General features: G+C 71.4%; 11 protein-coding genes. 6 read left to right on the forward strand and 5 right to left on the reverse strand.

The window, feature by feature from the left end; genetic code table 11:
* Positions 1-106 precede the first annotated feature (106 nt).
* Positions 107-3,220: an ATP-dependent DNA helicase gene (locus FFS15_RS11050; protein ID WP_137845086.1), complete on the forward strand. Its 3,114-nt coding sequence runs from the start codon at positions 107-109 to the stop codon at positions 3,218-3,220.
* Positions 3,217-6,561 carry an ATP-dependent DNA helicase gene (locus FFS15_RS11055; RefSeq protein WP_249353975.1) on the forward strand — a complete coding sequence of 1,115 codons (3,345 nt, stop codon included), beginning with the start codon at positions 3,217-3,219 and terminating at the stop codon, positions 6,559-6,561. The genes FFS15_RS11050 and FFS15_RS11055 overlap by 4 nt, the downstream gene beginning before the upstream one ends.
* Positions 6,562-6,577: 16 nt before the next feature.
* Here the strand turns inward: FFS15_RS11055 and FFS15_RS11060 are convergent, their stop codons facing one another.
* Entirely contained in the window at positions 6,578-7,924 is a 1,347-nt protein-coding gene (locus tag FFS15_RS11060) for a phosphotransferase (RefSeq protein ID WP_137845087.1), read from the reverse strand.
* 85 nt (positions 7,925-8,009) lie between these two features.
* Here FFS15_RS11060 and nudC point away from each other — a divergent pair, with 85 nt between their 5' ends.
* Positions 8,010-8,918 (forward strand): NAD(+) diphosphatase, encoded by a 909-nt coding sequence (gene nudC, locus FFS15_RS11065; protein ID WP_137845088.1) that lies wholly within the window; start codon positions 8,010-8,012, stop codon positions 8,916-8,918.
* The gene (locus FFS15_RS11070; RefSeq protein ID WP_137845089.1) at positions 8,915-10,693 is read left to right on the forward strand and encodes an ATP-dependent helicase; all 1,779 of its coding nucleotides are present in this window, start codon (positions 8,915-8,917) and stop codon (positions 10,691-10,693) included. Before nudC ends, FFS15_RS11070 begins: the two co-directional genes overlap by 4 nt.
* A gap of 759 nt (positions 10,694-11,452) precedes the next feature.
* Here the strand turns inward: FFS15_RS11070 and FFS15_RS11075 are convergent.
* Positions 11,453-12,862: a zinc-dependent metalloprotease gene (locus tag FFS15_RS11075; protein ID WP_137845090.1), complete on the reverse strand. Its 1,410-nt coding sequence runs from the start codon at positions 12,860-12,862 to the stop codon at positions 11,453-11,455.
* 125 nt (positions 12,863-12,987) lie between these two features.
* On the opposite strand from FFS15_RS11075, the gene FFS15_RS11080 reads away from it, so the two are divergent.
* Together FFS15_RS11080 and FFS15_RS11085 are read left to right on the forward strand one after the other, a co-directional pair.
* Entirely contained in the window at positions 12,988-14,112 is a 1,125-nt protein-coding gene (locus FFS15_RS11080; RefSeq protein ID WP_137845091.1) for a S16 family serine protease, read from the forward strand.
* 95 nt (positions 14,113-14,207) lie between these two features.
* The gene (locus FFS15_RS11085) at positions 14,208-17,108 is read left to right on the forward strand and encodes a UPF0182 family protein (protein WP_137845092.1); all 2,901 of its coding nucleotides are present in this window, start codon (positions 14,208-14,210) and stop codon (positions 17,106-17,108) included.
* 33 nt (positions 17,109-17,141) lie between these two features.
* Here FFS15_RS11085 and FFS15_RS11090 read toward each other — a convergent pair whose 3' ends face one another.
* Genes FFS15_RS11090 through FFS15_RS11100 form a run of 3 tightly spaced genes read right to left on the reverse strand, consistent with a single transcriptional unit; the run spans position 17,142 to position 18,687 of the window.
* On the reverse strand, positions 17,142-18,035 hold the full coding sequence (locus tag FFS15_RS11090) for a prenyltransferase (protein ID WP_137845093.1): 894 nt from the start codon (positions 18,033-18,035) through the stop codon (positions 17,142-17,144).
* Entirely contained in the window at positions 18,032-18,346 is a 315-nt protein-coding gene (locus FFS15_RS11095; RefSeq protein WP_137845094.1) for a lycopene cyclase domain-containing protein, read from the reverse strand. The genes FFS15_RS11090 and FFS15_RS11095 overlap by 4 nt, the downstream gene beginning before the upstream one ends.
* On the reverse strand, positions 18,343-18,687 hold the full coding sequence (locus FFS15_RS11100) for a lycopene cyclase domain-containing protein (RefSeq protein ID WP_137845095.1): 345 nt from the start codon (positions 18,685-18,687) through the stop codon (positions 18,343-18,345). Before FFS15_RS11100 ends, FFS15_RS11095 begins: the two co-directional genes overlap by 4 nt.
* Position 18,688: the final 1 nt, after the last annotated feature.

Consider the following 18,688-nt stretch of genomic DNA (forward strand, 5'->3'; position numbering starts at 1 on the left):
GTCGCGGGGGCACAGTCAGCCGGGCGCACGCTGTCGGCGAACGGCGGTGTCGGGTGCTGTCGGGTGCTGTCGGGTGCTGTCGGTGCTGCACGCTACCGTCGAGGTCATGTTCTCAGCCGGCCGCCCGCTCGACGATCACCAGCGCGCCGTCGTGGCTCTCCCGGCCGATGCCTCGGCCGTCGTCGTCGGTGCGCCGGGCACGGGCAAGACGACCGCGCTCGTCGCCCGCGTCGCGCACCTGTCGGCATCCGGCCTCGATCCAGACTCCGTGCTCGTGCTCACCCCGTCGCGCCAGACCGCGACAGCACTGCGCGATCGCCTCTCGCTCGCGCTCGACCGTGCGACGTCGGGGCCGCCCGCCCGCTCGATCGCGTCGTTCGCGTTCCAGCTCGTGCGCGCTGTCGCCGTGCAGGCCGAGGCCGACCCGCCGCAGCTGCTGACCGGGGGCGACGAGGATCAGATCCTCCAGGACCTCCTCGAGGGCGACGCCGAGGATGCCGCGGCGGGCCGTGACCGCTGGCCCGAGGCGCTCGGCGCCGACATCCGCGCGACCCAGGGGTTTCGCACCGAGGTGCGCACCTTCCTCGCCGAGTGCACGACTCTCGGAATCGAGCCTGCACGCCTGCGCGCTCTCGCCGAGCGTCACGACCTCCCTGCGTGGACGGCGCTGGCATCTTTCACGGCCGAGTACCGGCAGGTGCGGGCCGGCATGCGCTCGGCGCATCGGGATGCCGCGGGGCTCGTGCGCGAAGCCGTGGGGATCCTGCGCGGCCACCCCCGCGGACTCGGTGCCATCGGTGCCCTCGACCGTGTCGCCACCGTGCTGGTCGACGATGCGCAGGAGCTGACGCTCGGCGGCGTGGAGCTCATGGAGGCGTTCGCAGACCGCGGGGTTCCGGTGCTCGCGTTCGGCGACCCCGACGTCGGATCGGGTGCATTCCGCGGCGCGACCCCCCAGAACTTCGCCCGGCTCGCCGCGAGCCTCGGCCGGCGCATCGTCCTTGCCGGCGCCCACCGCGGCACACCTCCTCAGATCGATCTTGCGCGCCGCGTCACGCAGCGCATCGGCGCCGGCGGCGTCGTCGATCACCGGCTCGCACCTGCGGGCGCAGAAGACGACGGGTCGGTGCGGGCGCTCGTGCTGCGATCGCCCGCCGAGGAATACGACGCGATCGCGCGGCTCCTGCGCGAGCGGCACGTGCACGACGGCGTCGCATGGGGCGATTGCGCGGTGATCGCGCACGACACCCGCCAGGTGACCGCTCTCGAGGCCGAGCTCTCGGCGCGCGAGGTGCCGGCGCGATCCCACGGCCCGGGCGGTGCGCTCGGCGCGCTTGCGCCCGTCCGCGATCTCCTGCGCCTGGTCGAGGTCGCCGCCGGTGCCGACCTCGACTTCGACGAGGCCTCGGATGTGCTGCTCAGCACCTGCGGACGCCTCGATCCCATCGAGCTGCGGCGTCTGCGCTCGGCGCTGCGTCACGCCGAGCTCGCCGCGGGCGGCGAGCGGTCGGCGCGCGACCTGCTGGTCTCGGCGATGCGGCATCCGATCGAGTTCGACCTCGTCGACATGCGCGAGTCCCGTCGCGCGGCGGCCGTCGCGCGCACCATCGAGCTGCTGCGCGCCGAGCTCGCACGCGGGGCGACCGCACATGAACTGCTGTGGACGGCGTGGGAGCGCAGCGGGCTTGAGCGGACGTGGTCCGAGACGGCGCGCGGCCACGGGCCGCTCGCCGAGCAGGCGAACCGCGACCTCGACGCCGTGGTGGCGCTCTTTCAAGCGGCGAAGCGGTTCGTGGAGAGGTCGCTCGACGCCGACCCGCGCGTGTTCGTGCGCGGCATCCTCGACAGTGATGTCGCCGAGGATCGTCTGGACGCGCCCCTGCGTGACGACACCGTGCGCGTGCTCACTCCGGCCGGCTCGCTCGGGCTCGAGTTCGACACGGTGGTGGTCGCCGGGGTTCAGGACGGCATCTGGCCGAACATGCGCCTGCGCGGCGGACTCCTCGACACGTGGCGGCTCGAAGACGCCGCGACCCGTGCCGACGGCGGTGCCGCAGGCACGCTCGACCGGCGTCGGACCGCGATGCACGATGAGCTGCGTCTGCTCGTCCGGGCCGTCACGCGAGCCCGCGCCCGTGTCGTGGTGACCGCGGTCGATGACGACGACCGCGGGCCGAGTCCGTTCTTCGAGCTGCTTCCCGAGGGGGATCGCCACGCCGCCCCGCACCCGCTCACGCTGCGCGGACTCGTCGCCCAGCATCGCCGCGCGCTCACCGACCCCGCGGTTCTCGCGGTGTCGTCCCGCGCCGCCCACGCGGCGGGGCAGCTCGCCGTGCTGGCCGCGTCGGGGGTCGCCGGCGCCGCGCCGCACGAGTGGTACGGCGTGGCGGCGCCCACGTCGTCGGGTCCGCTGCGCGACCTCGCACGCGAGGACGTGCGCGTCTCGCCGTCCCGGCTGCACACCCTCGAGGAGTGCGAGCTCAACTGGGTGATCGGCGATCTCGGCGGTGATCCGGGGAGCACCACCGCCGGTCTCGGCACGATCATCCACGCCGCGCTCGAGCATGCCGACGGCAGCGATGAGGCGAGCCTGTGGGCACAGGTCGAGGCGCGCTGGGACGAACTGAACTTCGAGGCGGCCTGGCGTGACCGTGCGGAGCGCACGCGGGCGCGCGACCTCATCCGGCGCCTGCACGTGTACCTGCGTCGGTTCGACGAGGCGGGCGGGACGCTCATCGGCGCCGAGCCGCATTTCGAGGTGGCGATCCCACTCGACGACGCCGAGGTGTTCGAGCACGGCGTGATCCTGTCGGGCTACATCGACCGAGTGGAGCTCACCCCCGAAGGATCGGTGGTGATCATGGACCTCAAGACCGGCAAGCGCGAACCGCAGACCGACGCGAAGGTGATCGACAACCCGCAGCTGGGCGCGTATCAGCTCGCCTACGAAGCGGGCGCGATCCCCGAGGCGTCCGGGCATCCATCGGGCGGCGCGAAGCTGCTGGTCCTCCGTCCGACCGCCGCGCGGCACGACTTCGTGACGCCCTGGCAGCCGCCCTTCGACGACGAGCGGCGTGAGGCATTCCTCACCCGCATCCGGGCGGCCGTCGGCGTCATGCGCGCGACCGCATTCCGTGCGCCCTACGAAGAGCACTGCCGCGACGAGTTCTCGTACGGCCTGTGCCGCATCCACACGATCGGACCGGTGAGCGCGTCGTGATCGCCACCGGAATTCTCTCGGCTCCGCTCAGTGCCCAGGTGATCGCGGCCGCCCTCGGCCAGTTCCCGCCGACCGCCGAGCAGGCCGCGGTCATCGAGTCGGCCCTCGAGCCCGCGCTCGTCGTCGCCGGCGCCGGCAGCGGCAAGACCGAGACGATGGCGGCGCGCGTGGTGTGGCTCGTCGCCAACGGCATCGTGCGCCGCGACGAGATCCTCGGACTCACCTTCACGCGCAAGGCCGCGGGCGAGCTCGCCGAGCGCATCCAGCGCCGCCTCCAGCGGCTGGCCGAGTTCGAGGCCCGTGGGCTGCTGCCGCACCTGCCCGCTCTCCACGCCGACGGACGCCTGGCCGTGTTCGCCGAAATCGAGCGCGGCGCAGGCCCGCGCGCGACAGCGGAGCGGTACGACGCCCTCGATGCGCTCGCCGCGGCCGTCGGCGCGACGGCGGGGGAGCCCGACGAGGATGCGCTCCTGCATCGCCCGACGGTGGCAACCTACAACAGCTTCGCCGATCAGATCGTGCGTGAGCATGCGGTGCGGATCGGGAGGGATGCCGAGGCAGCGGTGCTGTCGGAGTCGGCGGCCTGGCTTCTCATGCGCCGGGTGGTGTTCGCGTCGGACGATCCGCGCCTCGAGCAGCGTGGCGAGGCCGTTCGCAGCATCGTCGACGCGGCACTGCGGATCGCCCGGGACGGCGTCGACAACCTGGTCTCGTTCGAGGCGCTCGCCGCCTTCCCCGAGCGCTTCGTCGATATCCTCGAGCGTCCGTCGACGAACAGCCGCACCGTCGTGTACGCGGACGTCGCAGAGGCCGAGGGCAAGGTGGCAGCCCTCGCGCTGCTGGCGCAGCTCGCCCAGGCGTACTCCGCCGAGAAACGACGCGTCGGGGTGATCGACTTCTCCGATCAGGTTGCCGGCGCCCTGGAGATCGTCCGGGGGCACCCTGCCGTCGGCAGCGAGCTGCGCGACCGGTTCCGCGTCGTACTCCTGGACGAGTACCAGGACACATCAGTCGTGCAGACCGACCTGCTGTCGCTGCTGTTCGCCGGCACCGCCGTGATGGCGGTGGGGGATCCTCACCAGGCGATCTACGGCTGGCGCGGCGCAAGCGCCGGCAATCTCGGCGGCTTCTCGGCGGCATTCTCGCCCGCCTCGCCCTGCGCGACGTTCGCCCTCATGACGAGCTGGCGCAACAGCGCACGCGTGCTGGATGCCGCCAACGCCGTGCTCGCCCCGCTCGCGGCATCCGCTCCTGTCGAAGTGCACGAGCTCCGCGCACGGCCGGGGGCGCCGACAGGCGACGTGGAATTCGGGTTCGACGCCGACCTCGATGCCGAGGCCGACCGGGTCGCCGCGTGGTTCGGTCGCATCCGCGGCGATCGGACGCGGGTCGGCCTCCCCACCACCGGGGCGATCCTCTTCCGCAGCAAGAAGCACATGGTCCGCTTCGGCGACGCCCTCGGGCGCCGCGGCATCCCGCATCGCATCCTGGGTCTCGGCGGACTGCTGTCGACCCCCGAGGTCGTCGACGTCGTCAGCACCCTGCGGGTGATCAGCGATCCGAGCGCAGGATCCGCGCTCATCCGCCTCCTCGCCGGTCCGCGCTGGGCGATCGGTCTGCCCGACCTCCGCGAGCTCGCCGCGCTCGCGCGCCGCATCGTGCGCCACGACGCGGCGCTGCAGCCACTCGCCCCCGAGGTCGTGGCGACCATCCGCGGCAGTGCGGGCGACGACGGCGGGTCGCTCGTCGACGCCCTCGATTTCGTGCTGCGCCATTCCGGCGACCACGGCTGGCTCGCGGGCTTCACTCCGCCGGCCCGTGAGCGACTTCGCGAGGCGGGTGGCGTGTTCGCGGGGCTCCGGCAGGCGGCCGGGATGCCGCTGCCCGAGCTCGTGCGGCTCATCGAGATCGAACTGCGTCTCGACATCGAGCTGGCCTCGAACGACACCCGCGGCCCGGCTCGCATCGCATCGGCTCAGCTCCGCGCCTTCGTCGACGAGCTCCACGCGTTCCTCGCCGCCGACGAGAGCGGCTCGCTCGCGAGCCTGCTCGCGTGGCTCGATCATGCCGAGCAGCTCGACGAGTTCGCCCCCCGTACCGAGCCGCCCGAAGACGACGTGGTCCAACTCCTCACCATCCACGGTTCGAAGGGACTCGAATGGGATGCCGTGGCGGTCGTCCGGCTCGTGAAGGACGAGCTGCCGAGCATGGCCCGCGATACCAAGGCGTGGCTCGGCTTCGGCATCCTTCCCTACGAGTTCCGCGGTGACGCTCCGTGGCTCCCGTCGCTGCGGTGGGAGCGCGACGATGCGCCGACGCAGCAGGATCTCAAGGCGGCGATCGACACCTTCATCGCCGAGAACCGCGCGCGTCAGCTCGATGAGGACCGCCGGCTCGCGTACGTCGCGGTGACCCGCGCGCGCGATCACCTGCTGCTGACGGGATCGAGCTGGTCGGGTACGCGCAAGCCCCGTGAGCGCAGCGCGTTCTACGCCGAGATGGCCGAGGCGCTCGGCGCCCCGGTGCCGGCTGACGATCCGGGCGACGACCCGTACCAGGGGGAGCGACGGGTTCTGCACTGGCCGATCGATGCGCTGGGCGCCAGGAGGGCGGCCGTCGAGGCCGCTGCGACCGCTGTCGAGGCGGCACGATCGGAAGACCTGCCCGATCCCGATCCCGACGTCGCCCTGCTGCTCGCCGAACGTGCGGACCGCCAGCGCGGCGGTGCGCCGCTCGCGCCGACCCGCATCGCGGCATCGCGCTACAAGGAGTTCGTCGCCGACTATGCGGGCACCGTGGGCCGACTCGCCCGTCCGCTGCCGGAGCGGCCGTACCGGCAGACGCGCCTCGGCACCCTGTTCCATGCCTGGGTCGAGCAGCGTTCCGGCAGCCTCGGTCTCGGCGGCTCGCTCGACGACGCGCTGTGGGAGATCGACGACGATGCCTTCGGGTCGGAGTCGTCGGAGTCGTCGGATGCATCGGCTGCCGATGCCGACGCCCTCGATCGGCTGCGCGCGACGTTCCTGCGGTCGGAGTGGGCCGACCTCAAGCCCATCGAAGTCGAGACCGAGATCGACTTCACGGTCACCGGCCTCGACGACCGTGCGCACGTGGTCATCTGCAAGCTCGATGCGGTGTACCGGCGCGAGGATCGCGGTGGGCGCATCGAGATCGTCGACTGGAAGACGGGCGCGGCTCCCCGGGGCGACGATGAGACGCGGGAGCGGATGCTGCAGCTCGAGCTCTATCGACGCGCCTACCATGCCCGTCACGGGGTGCCCCTCGACGAGATCGACGTCGCGCTGTACTACGTCGCGCACGACCTCGTGCTGCGGGGGTGACCCGCTTCGGGCGGTGTCAGTCCGCGAGCCAGCGGCGCAGCGCCGCCTGCGACGCGGCGTCCGCGTCCGCTCGTGCGCGCGCTTCGTCCACCGGCTCATCCGCCGCTGGGCGATCGAGCAGGCTCGAGATCCCCGACACGTCGATCGGCGCGGTCGAGGTGTCGTCGGCATGGACCGGTTCTGCCGCGACGGCCGCGGCAGCCTGGATCTCGATCTCCGGCTCGATCTCCGGCTCGATCTCCGGCTCGATCTCGGGCTCGGTCGGCGGTTCGACGTCCGAGGGGGAGTCGGCGCGGTCGTCGGAGACGACCCACGAGGCCAGCTCGTCGGGATCGTATGCGTCGGTGTGCATCGACGTGTCCGCCACCGGCGCCGAGGCGTCGGGCATGCCGTCCAGCAGCGCGATGGCGTCGTCGACGTCGAGGGCGGCATCGGTCATGATCTCGTCGCCGGCGACACCCGATGCGAGCGTGTCGAGCAGACCCACGGCGTCGTCGACGATGTCGGCGCGGCCGGCGTCGTGGCCGTGCACGAGCCACTTCGCGAACTCCAGTTCGGCGTACAGTCTCGCCCGCTCCCGCGCACGGCGATCGGGCGCACGCCCGCTGTGCGCGACGTACGAGGCGTACACGTCGTCGGCGGCCGCCGGGGCGGCGGCGAGCCACTGCAGGTCGGTCGCCGGGTCGCCGACAGAGAGCCCGTGCCACTCCAGCAGTCCGGTGACCTCGGGAACGCCGTCCACATCCTCGAAGAGGAACGACGCGGCTCCCGCACCGCCGAGGACCACGGCGGACTCGAAGCGCCACAGCTCGTCGGCGTCGATGGCCCGCCGCCAGCGTGCCGTCAGCGAGGCCGGGAGGCGGCGCGTCGCCTCTGCCCGGTCGATGAGCCGTGACGTGTCGGTGCGCACCTGCTGAGGCGTTCGCACCGGGAGCCCTTCGGTGCGGACGATCGAAAGGGGCAGTGCGTGCAAGGCAGCGAGGGCGGCGCCGAGCGAGGTGGCGGCACCGCGCCCGGGCGGGAGGTGCGCAGCGTCGACCCGGTACCCCGGCAGGAAGTCGACGACCACGGCCCGGGCATCGCCGAGGCCGGCCTCGCCGAGGAGCTCGGGCGCGCGGAAGGGCAGCAGACCCCGCACCCCGGGCGTGAGTGCGCGAAGCGCCCGCACCTCCGCGGCGAGCTCGGGAATCGCGGCGGATTCGGCCGGGACGCGGACCACAACGCGGCGGCCGTCGTCGAGCTCGGCCACCGCGGAGTCGTAGCGACCCGCCGCGCCTTCGGACAGCGCGCCGACTCCGACGACGCCGACCCGGGGCAGTGCCGACGTGACGGACGCGGCTAGAGTGAGGGGTGAGCGTGCCATGTGCCCAGGGTAGGTCGGGCGCGTCCGTCCGGACCTGCGCCACGCCCGGTCCGGCCCAGCCGCAGGAAGCGAGTGTGATCCCTCGATGACGGCTCCCGGCGATCTTCCCGCCCTCGCCCGAACGGTCTTCGACCGCGCCGCCGCCGAGCGCGCGACCCCCGGTCTCATCGAGAGTCTGCGCACCGACGCTGCATCGCGCGTGCTCGTCGTGGCGGGGGACCGCGCACCACTGGCGGAACCCGCACGGCTGCACTGGGTTGCGCCGGACGATGTTCCGGGCGACGCCGAATGGGCTTTCCTCGGGCGCTCGGACGACGGCGCCGCGCTGCTCACGGCGGTGCTTCCCGCGCAGGACGACGATCACTTCGCCGCGCCGTCGGGTTGGGCGAGCCTGCGCGCGGTGGGCGGCGCGCTCGGGGATGCCGATGCCGGCGCGTTCGTCGAGGCGCTCGCTCTCGGCCGGTGGCTGCTGGACGCGCCCTTCTGCCCGGCGTGCGGTGCCCGCACCGACATCGGCGATGCCGGATGGTCGCGCCGCTGTCCCTCCTGCGGACGCCAGCACTTCCCGCGCACCGACCCCGCGGTGATCGTCGCGATCACCAGTGCGCATGACCCCGACCTGCTGCTGCTCGGCTCGAATGCGCTGTGGGGAGCCGACCGCTTCTCGTGCTTCGCCGGATTCGTCGAAGCCGGCGAGTCGCTCGAATCAGCCGTCCAGCGCGAAGTCGCCGAGGAGGCGGGCGTCGCGGTGACCGAGGTGCGCTACCAAGGGTCACAGGCGTGGCCGTATCCGCGCTCGCTCATGCTCGGCTACCTCGCCACGGCGGCGGACGACGACGCGGCACGCGCCGACGGTGACGAGATCGCCGCGGTGCGCTGGTTCACGCGAGCGGAGATCGGGGCGGGACTCCGCGGCGAGGGCGATCTCGTGCTCCCCGGTGCGGCATCCATCGCACACCGGCTCATCAGCGACTGGCACGCGGGGGCGGCGTGAAGGAGGGCGCCCTCGGGGGGCTCGACGACCGGCAGCTGGAGGCCGTGACGACGCTGCGCGGCCCGGTCGCCGTCCTCGCCGGAGCGGGCACGGGCAAGACCCGCGTGATCACGCACCGCATCGCCCACGGTGTCGACACCGGCGCGTACTCGCCCGGGCGCGTCATGGCCGTCACCTTCACGGCGAAGGCGGCAGGAGAGATGCGGGGGCGCCTGCGCGCGCTCGGTGTCGAGGGGGTCGCTGCCCGCACGTTCCACGCGGCGGCACTGGCTCAGCTCAACTTCTTCTGGCCCACCCTCGGCGGCGACTCGGCTCCCGGAATCGTCGACAACAAGGTGCGCCTTCTCGCCCACGCGGCCGACGGCATCGGCATCGACCCGGATGTCGCGACGCTGCGCGATGTCGCGAGCGGGATCGAGTGGCGGAAGGTCTCGATGCTGAGCATCGAGGAGTACGCCGCGGCCCGCCCCCAGGGTGTCGGACGCTTTGCGGTCGAGCGGGTCGCCGACCTCCACCGCGCCTACGAGAAGCTCAAGGACGAGCGGCGGCAGCTCGACTTCGAAGACGTGCTGCTCGCGTGCGCCGGCATGCTCGAAGCCGAGCCGCACGTCGCCCGTGCCGTGCACGAGCAGTACCGACACTTCACGGTGGACGAGTTCCAGGACGTGTCGCCGTTGCAGCACCGCCTGCTCGAGCTCTGGCTCGGCGACCGCCGCGACGTGTGCGTGGTCGGTGACGCGAGTCAGACGATCTACTCGTTCGCCGGTGCCGACGCGCGCTTCCTGCTGGAGTTCGGCACGCGCTACGACGACGCGCGGATCGTGCGCCTCGAGACCAACTATCGATCGGATGCCGCCGTCCTCGCGGTCGCCAACGAGCTCATGCGCGGCCGGCCCGGGGCGCTGCGCCTGTCCGCGGCAGCATCCGCGCCCACGCCCGAGTCCGCGCCGTCGCCGGATGCGCTGCCGACCGTGACCTCCTTCGCCGACGATCGCGAAGAGGCGCACGGAGTGGCCGCGCGCATCGCGGCGCAGATCGCATCGGGCATCGGGCCGCGCCGCATCGCGGTGCTGTACCGCGCACATGCGCAGTCGGCCGAACTCGTCGCGGCGCTCTCGGATCGGGGGATCGCCGCGACGGTGCTCGGAGGCAAGCGGTTCTTCGACCTTCCCGAAGTTCGGCAGGCCGTGATGTCGCTGCGCGGCGCGTCCGTCGCGCCGCTGCAGGCCGGCTTCCTCGACAGCGTGCGCGACGTGCTGCGCTCGCTCGGGCTCACCGATGAGCCCCCGCAGGCCGGCGGAGCGCTCCGGGACTCGTGGGAGGCGCGTGCCGCGATCCTGCGCCTCGCGGAAGAGGCTCCCGAGGGCACGTCGCTGCGGGTGTTCACCGACGAGCTGACCGCACGTGCACGGGCGCACGACGAGCCCGCAATGGAGACGGTGACCCTCGCGACGCTGCATGCGGCCAAGGGCCTGGAGTGGGATCACGTCCACCTCGTGGGTGTCGCAGAAGGCCTGCTGCCCATCTCGTACGCGACGTCCTTCGAGAACATCGACGAGGAGCGGCGCCTCGCCTACGTCGGCATCACGCGCGCCGCGCGCACGCTCTCGATGTCGTGGGCTCGGGGAGCTCGTGAACGGCATCCGTCGCGGTTCCTGCGAGAGATCGGCAGCCGCACTCTGCGTGAGGTGGATGCTCCTGCGCGCTCCGCTGGAGCGAGTCGGCGTGCAGGGTCACCGAGCGACTCGCCGTCGCGGGCGACACCGCGTCGCTGAGGAGCCGCGAGGCCACGATCCCGGCCTCGCACACGACCGCGGCATCGACCGGGTCTGCTGCACGCCCGACGAGCTGCGCGGCGAGCATCGGCCACGCCGGATCGGCATCGCGCCGATGCGCGGCATCGCACGCCAGGCACGGCGTCTGCCCGGGGATGACGAACGGGCCGACCTGTGCCCCGCGGCCGGTGAGGAGGATCGGCAGGTGACGGATGTCGCCCGCCATGAGGGCCGCCGCACGCCGAGGCTCGATCAGGTGGTGGGCGACGACCACGACGGGGGCAGCATCCGCGCCTCGCTCGCCCTCCTCGTGGCCGGATACCACCTCGGTGCCGCCCGCGACGAGCGCGGCGATGAGGGCATCTCTCGCCACACGGGGGAAATCGTCGGGCACCTCGAGCACGACACGCGCCGGCGCCGCCGGCCGGTGCGCCGCGAGGGCGGGGCGCAGGTCGTCGAGAAGGGCGAGAGCATCGGCCGAGGATGCCCCGGCGGCCACTGCGATCGCGTCGAAGGCGTCGTCGGGGATGCCGTGCTCGAGCCTGCGGACCAGGCGCTGCTGCCAGGGTTCGGGGTCGGCGATCACGGCGACGGGATCGGCGCCGAACTGCATCGTGGTGGCCGTCCGCCACAGCGGAGGGTGGGCGGGATCCAGGCGCAGCATGCAGCGATTGTGTCTCGCGACGAGCTGGCGGACGCCGCTTTCCACAGGCCGCGGCGCATCCGGCGAGGATCGTGCGGCCTGGGGAGGAGGCGGCGTCAGACCGGTCGCTGGTCCTCAGGGTCGGTGTCGGCGTCCCCGTCGTCGGCACCGGGTTCGCCCTCGCCCGACTCGCCCGACTCGGGCGCCTCGCCGGAGAGAAGCCGCGCGAGCGCGTCGTCGAACTCGTCCCGCACGGGCTCCTCGCCGCGGGCGCGGGCCTCCAAGCGGGCGACGAGCGCAGCCGGGTCGTCGATGTCGTCGGCGCCCGGCATCAGGTCGGGGTAGTCCCACAGAGCGTCGCGCGCGGCCGGACCGACCGCATCCGTCACGGCACGCCACATCGCAGCAGCCTCGCGCATGCGCCGGGGGCGGAGCTCGAGCCCCACGAGCGATCCGAGGGCGCGTTCGGCGGGGCCGCCCACCGCACGCCGCCGCCGCACCGCCTCGGCGATGCGGTCGGCCGACGGCAGACGCGAGGTCGCCTCGGCGGTCACGACGTCGACCCAGCCTTCGATCGTGGCGAGGAGGTTCTCGAGCCGCGCGAGTGCGGCATCCTGCGCCTCCGACCGCGCCGGCAGCAGCGCACCGCTTTCGAGGGCCTTGCGCAGCTCTTCGGGCTCCGACGGATCGAATCGCGAGGCGAGTTCTTCGAGGGCGTCGGTGTCGACGTGAACGCCCCGCGCGAAGTCGGTGATCTGCGAGATCACGTGCAGGCGCAACCAGCGCGCATGGCGGAACAGACGCGCATGGGCGAGTTCCCGGGTCGCGACGTACAGCGCGAGCTGGTCGTCCGGCACCTCGAGGTCGCGGCCGAAGTCGGCGAAATTCTGGGGCAGGATCGCCGCCTCGCCGTCGGGCATGAGCGGGATGCCGACATCACCGCCGCTGACGACCTCCTTCGAGAGGCTGCCGACGACCTGTCCGAGCTGCGATGCGAAGAGCGACCCGCCCACGGTCCGCATGAGGCGGCCGGCGCCCTGCACGAGTCCCTGCATGTCTTCGGGTGCCTGTTCGCTGAGCGCCGCCGTGAGCGCATCGGCGATGCTCGTCGCCACGGGCTCGGCCAGCTCCTGCCAGACGGGCAGCGTCGCGGTGACCCAACCGCCGCGGGTCATCGTGGTCGGCGGCGTCGCGAGCTCCGAGATCGTCGTCGCCTCGCTCAGCCACAGCGTCGCCAGTGCGAATGCCTGATCGAGATCCGTCCGCTGGCCCGCGGTCACGCCGAGCCCGTCCTGATTGGCGATGTGCAGCGCCTGCCGTTCGGCCATCTCCCACGAGATGCCCCCATCGCCGCCGCCGGCGAAGGCGCCTTGCAGATGCTGCATGACGGTCTGCATCATCGCGGGATCGATGTTCATCCCCGAAAGCTGCGAGAGCTGCTCGGGATCAAGCTCTGCACCACCGCCGAACAGCTGCCGGATCAGCTCCTGGAACTCTTCTTCAGGGCTGCGCTCGTCGTCTGCCACCTCTGCCGCCTTTCAGCCGGTTCATGACGTCGCGCTCTACGCTAGTGGCAGCATCCATCGCACTCCCCGGCAGGGACCAGAACGCCTTACGCCGGTCGCGAACGACCAGGCAGAGAAGAGTCCCCGTGGCGCTGTTCGACGAGAACGTCACCGTGTCGCCGCCCCCGCGGCGCCCGATGCCCCGCGGGCTGCTCGCGGGGATCTGGGCGCTGTCGGTCGCTCTGGTGGTGCTGCTCGCGATCACCTTCCTGCCGACTTCGTACGTGATCCAGCGCCCCGGGCCGGTCTACAACACGCTGGGCTCCGCCACGGCAGCCGACGGCACCGAGGTGCCGCTGATCTCGATCGAAGGAGCCTCGACCTACGAGACGGCGGGGGCTCTGGACCTCCTGACCGTGCAGGTCGTGGGCAACCGCGAGCGGACGCCGTCGTGGTTCGAGCTCGCCGTCGCGTGGTTCGACCCGAGCCGCGCGGTGCTGCCGATCGATGCGGTCTTCCCCGAGGGGCAGAGCACCGAGGAGCGGAACGAGGAGAGCGCTGCGCTGATGGTCGACTCGCAGAACGAGGCGACGGCGGCGGCCCTCACGGAACTCGGCTACGACGTCGGGGCGCAGCTCGTGGTCTACTCGCTCGTCGACGACTCGGCCGCGACCGGCGTACTGGAAGAGGGCGACGTCATCCTCGAGGCGAACGGCGCCGCGGTGGCCGATGCCGCGGGCCTCCGCGAGATCGTGAACGACGCCGACGGCGCGCCGATCGAGCTGCTCATCGTGCGCGACGGCGAGGCCGAGACCGTCTCGGTGACGCCGAAGCAGACCGAGGTGGACGGCGAGCAGACGTGGCTTCTCGGCATCACGCTCATGGTCGACTACGACTTCCCGATCGACGTCACGATCCAGCTCAACAACGTCGGCGGGCCCAGCGCCGGCATGATGTTCGCGCTCGGCATCATCGACACCCTGACGCCCGGCGAACTGAACGCCGGCGAGACGGTCGCCGGAACCGGCACCATCACGGCGGCCGGCGAGGTCGGGGCCATCGGCGGCATCCGCCAGAAGATGTGGGGTGCGCTGGATGCCGGGGCCGAATGGTTCCTCGCCCCCGAGGCCAACTGCGACGAGGTCATCGGCCACATTCCGGGCGACCTGCAGGTGTTCTCGGTGGCGACGCTCGACGACGCCCTCGATGTCCTCGAAGCGGTGCGCGAGGACGGCGACCTCGAGGCGCTGCCCACCTGCACGGTCCGGTGACTCCCGCCGATCGTGCCCGAAACGTTGCGCGATTCCGAGAGTTCGCCCAGGGAGGACAAGGCGGGGGCCGAGATTCCGCCGCCTAGGATGGGACGGTGACCACGACCTCTGCGCCGACTCCGGCCACGCCCTCCCGATCACGTCGCATCATCGCGATCTCGCTCGCCATCATCACCGCCCTCGTGGTGGGGTTCTTCGCCTTCGCGAACCTCTACGCCGACTGGCTCTGGTACGACCAGCTGGGCTTCGACTCGGTGCTGCTGACGCAGTGGGGCGCGCGTGTGGTGATGTTCGTCGTCGGATTCCTCGGCATGGCGGTGCCCGTGTGGCTCGCGATCCAGCTGGCCTACCGCCTGCGGCCGGTCTACGCGCGACTCAGCTCGCAGCTTGACCGCTACCAGGAGGTCGTCGAGCCCCTGCGCCGCCTCGCGATGTGGGGCATCCCGATCTTCTTCGGCTTCTTCGCGGGCTTCGCCGCCTCTGCGCAGTGGGAGACCACCTGGCTGTGGATCAACGGCGTCGCAACCTCGGTGACCGACCCCCAGTTCGGGCTCGATACGGGGTTCTACCTCTTCGCGATGCCGTTCTACATGTCGCTCGTCGGCTTCGTCTCGGCCGTGCTCCTGATCTGCCTGCTCGTCACGGCGCTCGTGGCGTACCTGTACGGCTCGGTCCGTGTCGGCCAGCGCGAGCTCCGCATCTCGAAGGCCGCCCGCATCCAGCTCGCGATCATCGCGGGGCTGTACCTGCTCCTTCAGGCCGCGAGCCTGTGGCTCGACCGCTATGCGACCCTTGTCGAGCCCGGCGATCGCATCACGGGCCCCGGCTACACCGGCGTCAACGCGATCATCCCCGGTCAGACGATCCTCGCGATCGTCGCGGTGCTCGTCGCGATCCTCTTCTTCGTGACCGCGGTCATCGGCCGCTGGCGCTACCCGCTGATCGCGACGGCGCTCCTGGTCGTCTCCTCGATCGTGCTCGGCGTCGGCTACCCGTGGGTGGTCAACACTTTCCAGGTGCAGCCCAACCGCTTCACGCTGGAGGAGGAGTTCTACCAGCGCAACGTCGACATGACCCATGAGGCGTACGGCGTCGAGGGCCTCGACAAGCAGGACTTCACCGCGGTGACGGATGCCGAGGCCGGCCAGCTGCGCGAGGACGCCGCCACGACCGCCCAGGTGCGCATCATGGACCCGGCGATCATCTCGCCGAACGTGCGCCAGCTCGAGCAGTACCGCTCGTACTACCAGTTCCAGGACCCGCTCGACGTCGACCGCTACGAGATCGACGGCGTCTCGCAGGACACCGTCGTCTCGGTGCGCGAACTCAACCTCGAGCAGCTGGGCGTGGCTGCCGACTGGCAGAACACCGCCGTCGTCTACACCCACGGCTACGGCCTCGTCGCCGCCAAGGGCAACGACCGCACCGGCGAGGGCGACCCGGTCTTCCTCGAGCGCGGCATCCCCGCCACCGGCTTCCTCTCCGACGAAGAGGACTTCCAGCCGCGTGTCTACTTCGGCGAGTACTCGCCGACGTACTCGATCGTCGGTGCGCCGGAGGGCGCGGAAGACGTCGAGCTCGACTACCCGCAGGGCGAGGACGGAGCTTCCGAGACGAAGACGACGTTCGACGGCGACGGCGGACCGAGCATCGGCAACGTCTTCAACCGTCTGATCTATGCCCTCAAGTTCCAGGCCGAGCAGATCCTGTTCTCGGACTTCGTGAACGAGGAGTCGCAGATCCTGTACGACCGCGATCCGCGCGAGCGCGTGCAGAAGGTCGCGCCCTACCTCACGCTCGACAGCGACCCGTATCCGAGCGTCGTCGACGGCCGGATCGTCTGGATCATCGACGGCTACACGCTGAGCGCGAACTACCCGTACTCGTCGACGATCAGCCTGCAGTCCGCGATCTCTGACTCGAGCAACCCCGCACCGCGGTTCGCGCTCGACGACATCAACTACATCCGCAACTCCGTCAAGGCCACCGTCGACGCGTATGACGGCTCGGTCACGCTGTACGCGTGGGACGACGAGGACCCGGTGCTGAAGACGTGGCAGAACGTGTACCCCGCGACCGTCGAGCCGATCAGCGAGATGTCGGCTGACCTGATGGCGCACGTGCGGTATCCCACCGACCTGTTCAAGGTGCAGCGCACGGTGCTGGGGGTGTACCACGTCGACGACGCGCGTTCGTTCTACCAGAGCGACAACCGCTGGCAGACTCCGAACGACCCGCAGGCCGACACCCAGCTGCAGCCGCCCTACTACCTGACGATGCAGATGCCGGGACAGGACGACCCGACGTACTCGATGTTCACCTCGTTCATCCCGTCATCGACGGGGGGGAACGCGCGAAACGTCCTCATGGGCTATCTCGCGGTCGATTCGAACGCCGGCGCCCAGGCGGGCGAGAAGGCGGAGGACTACGGCAAGCTCCGCATGCTCGTGATCGATTCCGCGACGACCGTTCCCGGGCCCGGACAGGTGCAGAACACGTTCAACTCCGAGCCCAGCGTGTCGTCGTTCGTCAACATCCTGCAGCAGGGCCAGTCCGAGGTGCTCAACGGCAATCTGCTGACCCTTCCGGTCGGCGGGGGACTCCTCTACGTCCAGCCGGTGTTCGTCCAGTCCTCGGGTGCCACGAAGCTCCCGAAGCTGCAGAAGGTGCTGGTCGCCTTCGGCGACGAGGTGGCGTTCGAGGACACGCTCAACGAGGCGCTCGACGCCATCTTCGGCGGCGACTCCGGCGCCTCGGCCGGCGACGGCGATGTGGAGCCGACTCCGGGGCCGACACCCGAGCCGACCGACCCGGGCGAGCCCGAAGAGCCCACCGAGCCCTCGGACGACTACCAGGCCGCCCTCGCGGACGCCCAGCAGGCGATGATCGATCGGGATGCCGCCCTCAAGGCCGGCGACCTGACGGCCTTCGCCGAGGCCGACGAGCGTCTCACCGAGGCGGTGGAGCGGCTCATCGCCCTCGGGATCGAGGAGTAGCGGGCGCGTGGGTGCTCCCGCGAACCCATCGGGTCACGCGGTGAGCGCCCACCACCAGATGAGCAGCATCGTCACGAGGAATCCGGCGAGCTGGTTGAGCCACAGGAATCGGTCCCACCCGCGGGTCGCGGTCGTCGCGGTGGCGTCGGTGATCGCACGGTACGGCCATACCGTCACGAGATACGGCACCGCGATCAGCGCAGCGAGGGGTCCCGGCCAGGTCGTCGCGAGCATCACGATGCCCGCCACGGCGTAGCAGACCAGCGCGAACCGCACGGTCCAACGGGCGCCTCGTGCCGTCGCGATCGATGCGATGCCCGCCTCGCGGTCGGCGACGACGTCCTGCACCGCGCCGAACGCGTGCGACGCGATGCCCCACAGTGCGAACGCGACGATGACGGCTGCCAGCTGCCACGTCCAGGTCGCCCCGGTGAGCACCAGCGCATACACGGCGGGCGAGAAGAAGTGGATGCTGCTGGTGACCGAATCCGCGAACGGGCGCTCCTTCAGTCGCAGCGGCGGCGCGCTGTAGAAGACGACGAAGAACAGGCTCGCCGCGAGCACCAGCCACGACGCGGGCGATCCGGCGACCACGAGATACACGACGAAAGGCAGGCACAGGAGCCCCGCGGCCCACAGTGTGATGCGATGCAGGCGCCGGTCGAGCACGGCGCCGTGCGCGCCGCCCTTGCGTGGATTGCGGAGGTCGGATTCGTAGTCGAACACGTCGTTGATGCCGTACATCGCGAGGTTGTAGGGGATCAGGAAGAAAAGCGTGCCGATCACGAGCGTCGGGTCGACCTCCCGCGTCGTGAGCAGGTACGCCGCGGCGAAGGGATACGCCGTGTTGATCCAGCTCACGGGACGAGACGACACGAAGAGCTGGCGGGCGACGGCGGCGGGACGCAGCGCCGGGGTCTCGGTCATGTCGGCTCCGTGATCGTGCGGGGGGCGAGCAGCGTGTACACGGCGGGCACCAGGAACGCGGCGCACACAGCGTACGAGAAGTCCTCGATCGGCGCGAGACCGATGCGCAGTCCGCTCAGGTGCTCCGCCGGATAGGTGAAGAGGCCGGCGGCGATCATGACGTTGTCGAAGATCGCCGTGAGGATGACGAGGGCGACCGCCGCCAGCGCCGACGCCGCCATGCGCCGTGCGAACGCGGGGCGTCGCGCTGTCGCGAGCACGATGACCGCGGTCACCGCGGCGAAGGGGAGCACGATGAGCGCGTAGGTCATGCGTCCCCCGCGTCGGCATCCGCTCGACCGCGCGCCGCGAGGAGGCGACCCATCGCCGCCGTGACCACGAGCGCGAGGTAGCTCAGGAAGGCGAGGAAGAACGGCTCCTCGAGCGGCAGCTCGGGGGCGAGGTCGATGCCGAGCAGCAGCGCGCTGTCGCCCTTCACGAACACCCCGGTGGCGATGCCGACCGCGTCCCACGCGAGGAAGAACAGCGTGCCGATGCCGAGCGCGATCGCCGTGCGCGCGGGCGAGCGCCAGAGGGCGAGCCGCCAGCGCGCATCGATCAGCGCGACGCCGACGGCCGACGCGAGGATCGCGACGAGGTACGCACCCGGCACG

Source organism: Microbacterium sp. 2FI, from assembly GCF_005502885.1.
Classification (GTDB): Bacteria; Actinomycetota; Actinomycetes; order Actinomycetales; family Microbacteriaceae; genus Microbacterium.